Source organism: Bacillus cereus group sp. BfR-BA-01356 (assembly GCF_022663635.1).
In the GTDB taxonomy this organism is placed as follows: Bacteria; Bacillota; Bacilli; order Bacillales; family Bacillaceae_G; genus Bacillus_A; species Bacillus_A cereus.
In genome coordinates, this window is record NZ_JAKUFX010000242.1 from 1 (window position 1) to 2,447 (window position 2,447).

Genomic DNA, 2,447 nt, shown 5'->3' on the forward strand with positions numbered 1-2,447 from the left:
TTTTACATAAAATACTGGTCTAGTTTCGTGATGTCTTTTTTAAGCAATTTGTCCTTTGATAACTTCAAAAGATATTATTTTTCAGTTGACATACTACCGCAGGTCTTTTCAATTAATCTTAACATAAAATTCTGATTATTTTAGATGTAAAAAAACCTACGCATTACTGCATAGGCTCTGTACGATATTTTGCTTCAACTCGGTAAATACGATGACCTTTACTAGAGAATTTCTCTTCGTATTCAGTCATGATGTTACCTTCAAAGTCGCTGTTATGAAGATCTAAGCTTAAGTACGTTAGTAACATACCGTACTCAGCCATACTCATAAGAGAATATTCAAATAAACCTTGGTTATCTGTTTTGAAATGAATTTCTCCGCCTTCTACTAACACTTCTTCGTAATTACGTAAAAATGTTTTATACGTTAAACGACGCTTCGTATGACGTTTCTTTGGCCATGGATCTGAGAAGTTTAAATAAACGCGATCAATTTCACCTTTCGCAAAGAAAACTGTTAAATCTTCAGCATCTTTATTAATTAACTTTAAGTTTGGTAATTCTTCTTCAATTAATTTATCAAGTGCATCTACAACAACACTTGTGAATTTTTCAATTCCAATATAATTAATATGTGGATTCGCTTTCGCCATATCATACATGAAGCGGCCACGACCTGTACCTACTTCAATGTGAATTGGTTGTTCGTTTCCAAATACTTCTTTCCAGCTACCAGCGCGCTCCTCTGGGTTTCCGATTACGATATGTGAATATTCATTAATTCGATCCATTGCATACGGTTTATGTCTTAAACGCATAGATGTTTCCCTCTCTTTACATAGCTATTTTAAAGGAATAATTCCTTCTTTCTTTTTTAATCAATCTACCAAACAAAAAACCAAGTACGTACGAGCACTCGGTCCGTTTCTTTCAAGTATAAGATGTACCATTTTGATAAAAACTACATACAGCATTAAACATTCCATGACGAAACAGCTTTTTCTCTTACATTTGAAGAGAAAAACAATCGAAAGGATGATCCGTTCATGCCAATTAATCAACAACATCAATTAGAAGTGCTGAAAGATATTTTAGTCAACCACCAAAGTGATTGCTGCGGGACAGTTTCAGAATGCGAGCAATTAGAGCGCCTCATTCAATCGTTACTCGCAAACGATAATATAAGTAGTGACGCTAAAACAATGCTAAACGATGTATATTCTTATAGTCAATCGGGTAAATCTTCCTCTAATTTGGACAACCATATTTCCAATAATCAAGAACAACTTACTCAGTGGATTGCTGGAATGGACAATTTTTCTTAAGTATCATTCTGAAGCAAGTAGTTGCTGTAAATATTGATGCCAATATTCAGCTTCTGCTTGCTGTTTTTTTGTTGTATGCCATTGAATAGACAAAATCGTTTGTGCTATCACATACCATCTCATACGCCTAAGCAGCGATTCATCCATTTCAATATCATAGTAACCGAGCCACTCACTCCATTCCTGGCGCGGAATGTACCAATATAATAACATACCGAGGTCTAGAGCTGGGTCAGCAATTACAGCTCCATCCCAATCAATTAAAAACAATTCATCTTCATCCGACAATAGCCAGTTGTTATGGTTTACATCACAATGGCATACAACGAATTCATTGTATTCAATAGCTTTTAATGAATCCATTAAATATTGAAGGCCTTGCTGAATTGTTTCATCATCCCTTATATCTCCTCTTAAAACGAGTTGCAGTTGTTGTAATAACTCTTGTGCGTGAAGCGGCTGCTTCCCAAGTCTTTGAATCATCTGTACAAGCGCTTTAGAGGAGTGTATTTTCTTCAAAAGTTTCGCAACACGTTCTAGTTTCATATCCTCTGGCTCTAGCTTCTGTCCCGGAAGCCATTTTTGAGCAGAAATTACATCACCATTCGTTACCCTTCTTGTCCAAAGTAATTTTGGAACAATTCCTTCTGCTGACAATACCGCTAAAAAGGGCGATGTATTCCGCTTTAAAAATAACTTCTGTTGTCCGTTTTGCGCAATATATGCATCGCCCGTTACTCCACCAGCCGGTACAAGACTCCACTCTTTTCCTAATAATTGTTCCAACCATTCCATATTCATTACCCGTTAACAAATCCTTATCTTTTATAGTTATGAAAAGAAAAACCGCAACATTTCTACACATGTTGTGGATTCATATATTTTACTGTAAATGAAAAGAAAAATTAGCCTAAGCCAAAAATCCTCTATTTTATTTTACAAAACCTGTCATAGAATGACAACTTATCAAAATCGTCACCTTTGTCAATTCTACATTTATTACATTCTCATCGCATGCCCATCAACTTAAAAATCTTCACTACCCCCAAGTGTAAAAAAACGTTATTCTTTCTAAAAAAGCTAGACTAGAAAGGATGACGTTTTCTTATGAATCTCTCGATTC

The 2,447-nt window shown here is 35.3% G+C and carries 3 protein-coding genes; 1 reads left to right on the top strand and 2 read right to left on the bottom strand.

The features are described from left to right. Positions 1-163: 163 nt before the first annotated feature. Complete coding sequence (gene trmB, locus MR168_RS32610; protein ID WP_001239385.1) at positions 164-817, bottom strand: tRNA (guanosine(46)-N7)-methyltransferase TrmB; 654 nt, start codon at positions 815-817, stop codon at positions 164-166. 228 nt (positions 818-1,045) lie between these two features. Here trmB and MR168_RS32615 point away from each other — a divergent pair, with 228 nt between their 5' ends. Then, on the top strand, positions 1,046-1,324 hold the full coding sequence (locus MR168_RS32615; protein WP_001122235.1) for a YtzH-like family protein: 279 nt from the start codon (positions 1,046-1,048) through the stop codon (positions 1,322-1,324). 3 nt (positions 1,325-1,327) lie between these two features. Here the strand turns inward: MR168_RS32615 and MR168_RS32620 are convergent, their stop codons facing one another. Next, a complete protein-coding gene (locus tag MR168_RS32620; protein WP_001986674.1) occupies positions 1,328-2,125 on the bottom strand; it encodes a phosphotransferase family protein in 798 nt (265 codons plus the stop codon). Positions 2,126-2,447: the final 322 nt, after the last annotated feature.

Coding starts and splice junctions, on each gene's coding strand:
- MR168_RS32620 (WP_001986674.1), bottom strand. CDS start 2,125: ATGAATATGGAATGGTTGGAACAATTATTAGGAAAAGAGTGGAGTCTT.
- MR168_RS32615 (WP_001122235.1), top strand. CDS start 1,046: ATGCCAATTAATCAACAACATCAATTAGAAGTGCTGAAAGATATTTTA.
- trmB (WP_001239385.1), bottom strand. CDS start 817: ATGCGTTTAAGACATAAACCGTATGCAATGGATCGAATTAATGAATAT.